The organism is bacterium (genome assembly GCA_016873475.1).
In the GTDB taxonomy this organism is placed as follows: Bacteria; Krumholzibacteriota; Krumholzibacteriia; order JACNKJ01; family JACNKJ01; genus VGXI01.
Genome location: VGXI01000178.1, coordinates 1 through 6,537, shown reverse-complemented (window position 1 = coordinate 6,537; position 6,537 = coordinate 1). Strand labels below are relative to the sequence as shown.

7 protein-coding genes are annotated in these 6,537 nt (G+C 68.6%); 2 read left to right on the top strand and 5 right to left on the bottom strand.

From position 1 onward, the window contains the following. Positions 1 to 455: 455 nt before the first annotated feature. The gene (locus FJ251_12370) at positions 456 to 1,751 is read left to right on the top strand and encodes a T9SS type A sorting domain-containing protein (GenBank protein MBM4118506.1); all 1,296 of its coding nucleotides are present in this window, start codon (positions 456 to 458) and stop codon (positions 1,749 to 1,751) included. Positions 1,752 to 1,765: 14 nt separating this feature from the next. On the opposite strand, the gene FJ251_12365 is transcribed toward FJ251_12370, so the two are convergent. Then, complete coding sequence (locus FJ251_12365) at positions 1,766 to 2,266, bottom strand: N-acetyltransferase family protein (protein ID MBM4118505.1); 501 nt, start codon at positions 2,264 to 2,266, stop codon at positions 1,766 to 1,768. A gap of 22 nt (positions 2,267 to 2,288) precedes the next feature. After that, positions 2,289 to 3,140: a metalloprotease gene (locus tag FJ251_12360; protein MBM4118504.1), complete on the bottom strand. Its 852-nt coding sequence runs from the start codon at positions 3,138 to 3,140 to the stop codon at positions 2,289 to 2,291. A gap of 116 nt (positions 3,141 to 3,256) precedes the next feature. On the opposite strand from FJ251_12360, the gene FJ251_12355 reads away from it, so the two are divergent. Then, positions 3,257 to 4,039 (top strand): NADPH-dependent oxidoreductase, encoded by a 783-nt coding sequence (locus FJ251_12355; GenBank protein MBM4118503.1) that lies wholly within the window; start codon positions 3,257 to 3,259, stop codon positions 4,037 to 4,039. Here FJ251_12355 and FJ251_12350 read toward each other — a convergent pair. From FJ251_12350 to FJ251_12340, 3 genes are all read right to left on the bottom strand, one after another. Further along, on the bottom strand, positions 4,012 to 4,659 hold the full coding sequence (locus tag FJ251_12350; protein MBM4118502.1) for an MOSC domain-containing protein: 648 nt from the start codon (positions 4,657 to 4,659) through the stop codon (positions 4,012 to 4,014). The genes FJ251_12355 and FJ251_12350 overlap by 28 nt on opposite strands. Before the next feature lie 30 nt (positions 4,660 to 4,689). Next, entirely contained in the window at positions 4,690 to 5,079 is a 390-nt protein-coding gene (locus tag FJ251_12345; GenBank protein ID MBM4118501.1) for a hypothetical protein, read from the bottom strand. A 520-nt stretch (positions 5,080 to 5,599) separates the two neighbouring features. Continuing rightward, positions 5,600 to 6,537 (bottom strand): DUF4143 domain-containing protein (locus tag FJ251_12340; GenBank protein MBM4118500.1); only part of this gene is annotated, 938 nt, incomplete at its 5' end.

Below are 6,537 nucleotides of genomic sequence, written 5' to 3'. Positions count from 1 at the left end.
GGCGCGGGAGGCACAAAGAGTGCCCCCCCCCACCCCCCCTGATGTCAAGCAGCTCCAGCAGCCTTTCTTGAAATAGCTGCACGGTGGGTGTACACTTAGAGTTGCCATCCTGGAAAAGGAGCCCCCGCTTGCGTCGCTTGAGAGTGCTGGTGTGCTGTAGCCTTCTCGTGGCCAGTCCGGCCTTTTTCCCTTGCCTTCGGGCGGCAACGCTAACTGTCCAACCGAGCGGACAGGGGATTTTCCCCACACTCCAAGCGGCCATCGATGCTGCCTCGCCCGGCGATACGGTTCTTGCCTTCCCCGGCACCTTTAGCGGTCCAGGGAACCGCGATCTCGACTTCCTAGGCAAACCCGTCTGCCTTCTGGGCCGAGATGGATCCGCGGCCACGACAATCGACTGCGAGTACCAAGGCCGAGGGGCACTCTTCGTTTCTGGGGAGAGTCGGTCTGCGCGCATGTCCGGGTTCCGAATCATCCACGGCGGAGGCTCGACCCGTCTAACGTCGGGAGGCATTCGCTGCGAGTACTCAAGCCCGACACTCGATGATCTCGTGATCACCGACTCCGAGGTTTCCTACTACGGCGGGATCGGCGCGATCTACAGCTCGTTGCTCCTGACCAACTCCATCATCGAGAGCAACACCGTCCTTTCGTCGGGTGGCGCATTGGGGCTGACCTGGCCGGGTTCTGCGGAGATTAGGGATTGCGTCTTTTCCAATACCGCAGGGGGCGGCTACGGTGGAGGCGCTGTCGTTCACAACACAGCTGCATACTTCGAGAACGTGCACTTCGTAGGCAATAGCGCCGGAGTCGCCGGTGGAGCACTGCAGTGCGAGGATTCCGCCATCACTCTAACCCACTGCTACTTCATCAACAACGAGGCCCGCGATGGCGGCGCGATCGCGATGCGGGGTACGACTCTTACGCTCCAGGATTGCACTTTCATTGGCAACTACGCCACGCGCTGGGGTGGGGCGCTCTACTACGATGAGCTTGGCGATCCCTCGGGCGGGTTGGTGGAGAACTGCGACTTCAAGGGCAACCGCGCCAACGCGGGCAGCGCGATCCTCGTGCATGAACTCGGTAGTCCAACTTTGCGCGGCCTGACCATTGTCGGTAACTTCGGCACCGCCATCGATTGCCTCTACGGCACTGTCGTCAGCATCGAGAACTGCCTCATCGCCAACAACTACCTCGCCTATGGGATCTCGATCGTCGACACGGATGGCGTGTCCGTGAGCTGCTGCGACGTCTGGGGAAACGAAGGCGGGAACTATGGCGGCATGCTCGAGGACCAGACGGGCCTCAATGGCAACATCTCCGAAGACCCTCTCCTCTGCGATCCGAACTACGATACCCTCGGCGTCGCCGAAGACTCACCCTGCCTGCCCCCGAACAACGCCTGTGGCGTTCTCATGGGCAACCACGGCGCTGAATGCACGCTGACCGCAGTTGGCGCGCCGGCACCGCCGGGCGTCACGCTCGAGGCGAACTACCCCAACCCCTTCAACCCGAGCACAACGATCCCCTTCAGCCTTGCCTCGGCGAGCGCGATCACGCTCAGCATCCACGATCTGAGCGGGCGGCTGGTGTGCTTCCTGTCTGCGCAGCGCCACGTCCCCGCGGGCCGGCACGAGCTGCGCTGGGACGGCCGCAACAGCGCCGGCCAGCCGGCGCCGTCGGGCGTGTACTTCTATCGCCTCGAGACGGCGCAAGGCGCCACGGCTCGCCCAATGCTATTGGTCAAGTAGAACCCTCGCGAAGCTCAAGCTCCTAGCAACGACTTCTCGAAGATCTCTGCGTCCCAGTAGCGACCGAACTTGAAGCCCACCTCGTGCAGGACGCCGGCAGAGTGGAAGCCCAGGCGCGCGTGCAGCGCGATCGAGGCCGGGTTGGGCAGGGCGATCACCGCGTAGGCGCGGTGCACAAGCTCGCGTTCCAGCTCGGCGAAGAGCGCGGCGTAGAGCCGGCCGCCGAGACCGCGACCCTCAGCGCCGGGGCGCAGGTAGATGCTCGTCTCCACCGAACGCGCATAGGCGGTCTTCGGGCGGAAGCTCGTGCTGCACGCGTAGCCGGCGAGGCCGGCAGAATCCTCCACCACCAGCAGGCGGTGCGGGCCCTGCTCGCCGAAGCCCGCGAACCAGCCCGCGCGCGAGGCCGGCGTGTGGGGCTCGACGTCGAAGCTGTGGTGCGTCTCGCGGATGTAGTGGTTGAGGATCGCGAGGATCGCCGCCAGGTCGCCCGCGCGGCCGGGGCGAATCACCACGGCGGGCGGCGCGCCCAAGGCGCTAGAGGTTCGGCGCGGCGAAGGTGTCGCCGCGGCGGATGTCGCCCGTCTCGAAGCCGAGGCGGAACCAGCGCACGCGCTGCTCGCCCGTGCCGTGCGTGAAGGCGTCGGGCACGACGCGGCCCTGCGCGCGGCGCTGGATGTTGTCGTCGCCGATCGCGTTGGCTGCGTTGAGCGCCTCCTCGATGTCCCCCGGCTCGAGGATGTTGAAACGCCGCTGTGCGTGGTGCGCCCAAAGGCCGGCGAAGAAGTCCGCCTGGAGCTCGACGCGCACGGAGAGCTCGTTGGCGTCGCGCTCGCTGAGCTGTCCCCGCTGCTGATCGACCTGCTCGGTGACGCCGAGCAGGTTCTGCACGTGGTGGCCGATCTCGTGGGCGATCACGTAGGCCTGCGCAAAGTCCCCGGCGGCGCCGAAGCGCTGGCGCAGCAACTCGTAGAAGCTGAGGTCGATGTAGGCCGTCCGGTCGCCCGGGCAGTAGAAGGGCCCCACCGCCGCGCTCTGGAAACCGCAGGCCGAGCGCACCTGATCGGTGAAGAGCACGAGCTGCGGCTCTTCGTACTGCATGCCGTTCTGCGCGAAGAGCTCGCCCCAGACCGCCTCGGTGTCGGCCAGCACCACCGAGACGAACTGCGCGCCCTCGTCCGAGCTGGCGTCCACGGGCGCGCCCTGCTCCTGGCTGGGCAGCACGCCGGAGCCCTGGTTCAGCAGGGCCGTGGGATCGCCGCCCATGAACAGGTAGACGAGCAGGATGATGAGCCCGACGCCGCCCAGGCCGCCGCCGATCATTGCAGGGCGGCGAGCGCCGCGCAGGTCTCTCACGTTCTCGCTGCCTTGGCGACCCCTCCAGCGCATGGCGCCCTCCTTTGTGGCGGGGGTCGCGCGGCGGGTGCCGCCGCGCGCTCGGCGCACAAATCCTAGCCCAAGCGCGCGCGGCGCGCTAGTCTTGCCGCTCGCCAAAGGGAGGCGCCGTGGACATCCTCGCCCAGATTGCCGCGCACCGCAGCATCCGCAAGTACCGCCCCGCGCCCGTGGAGCCGGCCCTGCTCGCCGAGATCCTCCACGCCGCCACGCGGGCCTCGAGCAGCGGCAACATGCAGACCTACTCGATCATCGTCACGCGCGAGGAGGCGCGGCGGCGCGAGCTGTGGCGGCTGCACTTCGAGCAGGACATGGTGCTCGAGGCGCCGCTCTTGCTGACCTTCTGTGTCGACTGGCGGCGCATGACGCGCTGGTGCGAGCTGAGCGAGGCGGACCCCGGCTTCGACAACCTGCTCAGCTTCCTCGTCGGCTTCGCCGACGCGCTGATCGCCGCGCAGAACGCGGCCCTCGCCGCCGAGTCGCGCGGGCTGGGCATCTGCTACATGGGGACCACGCTGGGCGCCACGGAGGGGCTGGTCGAGTTCTTCGACCTGCCGGCCGGCGTCTTCCCGGCCACGACGCTGGTCGTCGGCTGGCCGGACGAGGACCCGGCGCCGCGCGCGCGGCTACCCATCGGCGGCATCGTGCACGAGGAGCGCTACGCCGACCCCGACGACGCAGGCGTCCGCGCCGTCTACCGTGAGCGCGAGACCGAGGGCTGGAAGCGCTACGAGAGCTTCCCCGAGCTGGCGGCGCGCATGCGCGATTCGGGCGTGAAGAACCTGGCCCAGATCTACACGCAGCTCAAGTACACGAAGGCCGAGAACGAGGCGATCAGCGCCGACCTGCTGGCCACCCTCGCGCGTCAGGGTTTCCTGGACTCGTCGAGGTAGCCGGCGAGCTGCTTGTGCAGACTCGGCGGCAGCTCGGCGAGCGCCACCGCGCGGCGCAGCAGCTCCGGATCCCGCGGCCCGGCCACCAGCCCGGCCACCTCGCGCACCGTGATCCCGGAGGTGCCGTGGCGCTCGAGCAGGATCTCGTCGCCCGCAGCCAGCTCGCCTTCCTCCTCGACCGCGAAGTAGATGCCGCTCCTCAAGCTGTGCAGGAAGCGCTCGATGATGTCGTCGCGCCCATGCCGCAGCGCGAGGCGGCTGCAGGGAAAGCGCGGCTGCGTCACACGCAGGCGCGCCGTACCGATGCGGTACACGTCGCCGATCATGGCCTCGCTCTCGAGCAGCCCTTCGGTGCTGAGGTTCTCGCCGAAGGCGCCCCAGGCGAGCGGCGCGCCGCCCAGCTCGGTCTGCCAGAAGGGGTAGTGCTCGCTCGGGTAGGCGTAGACGGCCTTGAACTCGCCGCCGTGCACCGCGCGGTCGCCCTGGCCGTCCCCGGCGAGTTGGTTGCCGTGCAGGGCGATGCGCCCCGCGACGGGCTGCTTGTAGATGCCCGTCTCGACGAGCTTGCCCTTCCAGGCTGCGGGTCGCGGCCGGCCGACGTTGAGGGAGATCACGCGCATGCGGGCAGTGTAGGGATGGCGCTGCGGCCGTCAAGCGCTGGGCGGTGGCAGGTGCTCGGCGAGGCGCTCACGCAGCCAGCGCTGCGCGCTCTCTATGGAGAAGAAGGTGGCGTAGGCGGTCCTGCGCAGGTACTGCGCCTCGAGGCGCGCCGCGGGGAAGCTCTGTCCTTCATAGAGAACGACGGCCATGGCGACCAGGTCCTCGCTCGTCTCGATCAGCTCGTAGACGGCCAAGTCGATGAGGTAGTCGTTGACCCGGTTGCAGAGGAAGCCGAAGGGGGAGTCGTACCGCAGGCGGGCGGCCTGGAGGAGAGCGGCGAAGTCCGTGGCTTCGATCTCCACGCCGCGGGCGGCCGTGGCGATGATGTAGCCGTCCGGGTGGAACTCGTAATTGATCTTGTTGCAAGGACTTCCCACCACCTGTCACCTCCAGGCAGAAACTCCGACGGTACACGGTGGCGCGGCCGGGCGCAAGATTCTTGTTACGGGTCTGCAACCTCCCGACCCCGGGCGGGCGCCCGGCCTACCTGCGGGAGGCCTCGCGGAGTGCAAAGGTGCGCCATGCTAGGGTCCGATCACCTCGGCGTCCCAGAAGATGATCGTCTCGCCGCAGTAGGCGCCGTCCCCCACCGAGTGCAGGTTGCGCACGGTTTTGCCGGCGAGCTGCTCGTCGAGGTAGCTCTCCGCCGGCGGCTGGGCCAGCGCGGGCGCGGCGGCTGATTCGCGGATCCAGCGAGGAAGCCATCGGCCTGCATCTGATCCTGCTGCCGATGGCCATGAACATGGTCATGAGCGTCAGCAGACCCGTGATGGCGGGTTCAGTGCTGGTCGGGCTGGCGGTGTTCGTGTTGGCGAATCGCCAGCGCCGGACGCGGGATGCGAGGCCTGGCATGGAGCCGGAGGGCGGGCCCACCAAGCGGACGCGGCACGATCGCAGCGTCTAGGCCGCGGGCTGATCATGAGCCGCGCGGCCCAGCCGCCAGAGCGCCGCGAGCGGCATCGCGTGCAGGTTGGGCCCGAAGTCCACACGCTGCGCGCCGAGATGAAGCAGCACCCCGCGCAGCAACTTCGACCCCAGTGTGTCGCCGAGGCTGCGCAGCGGCTTGAGGTCGCGATCGCGCAGCGTCTGGCTGGCCTTGACCTCGATGGCGACGAGCCGGCCGCGCGGATCTTCGAGCAGCAGGTCGACCTCGAGGCCTGCGGTCGTGCGAAAGTGATGGATCCCCACGCGCGCGGATGACCAGCTCGCCTGCCGCACCAACTCCCTCGCCACGAAGGCTTCGAGCAAGGGGCCGAAGCGGTCGGGATCGAGTCCATTGCTGCCGAGTCCGAGCAAGTGGGCGGCGAGCCCGGAATCTTCGAGCATCAGCTTGGGCGCGCGGGTCAGCCGCTTGCCGAGATTGCCCGACCAGGCGGGCAGCCGCCGCAGCAGGCAGGCCGCTTCGAGGAGCGCGAGGTAGCGGTCGAGCGTGCTGCGCGGTATCGCGAGACTGCGCGAGAGCTCGGAGATGTTGAGCAGGCTGGCGCTGCGCGCTGCGGCCATGGCGAGCAGGCGCGGCAGCGCGGCGAGGCGATCGGCGTCGCCGACCTCGCGCAGATCGCGCTGCAGGATGGTGGTAAGGTAGGCCTCGTACCAGGCCTCGCGGCGGCCGGCGTCATTGCGCCGCAAGGGTTCCGGGTAGCCGCCGGCGAGCACGCGAGCGGCTGCGTCGGCGACGGGCTCTCCGAGATCCCGCGGCAAGGGCGTCGGCGCGAAGAGCGCCTCGATGAAGCCCTCGCGGTGCCCTTCGAGCTCGCCCTGGCTGAAGGGGTACAGGGTCATCGGCTCGACGCGGCCCACCAACTCCCGGGCGAGGGCCGGCGGCGGGAGGATGTCCG

Coding starts and splice junctions, on each gene's coding strand:
- FJ251_12360 (MBM4118504.1), bottom strand. CDS start 3,140: ATGCGCTGGAGGGGTCGCCAAGGCAGCGAGAACGTGAGAGACCTGCGC.
- FJ251_12370 (MBM4118506.1), top strand. CDS start 456: ATGTCCGGGTTCCGAATCATCCACGGCGGAGGCTCGACCCGTCTAACG.
- FJ251_12350 (MBM4118502.1), bottom strand. CDS start 4,659: ATGCGCGTGATCTCCCTCAACGTCGGCCGGCCGCGACCCGCAGCCTGG.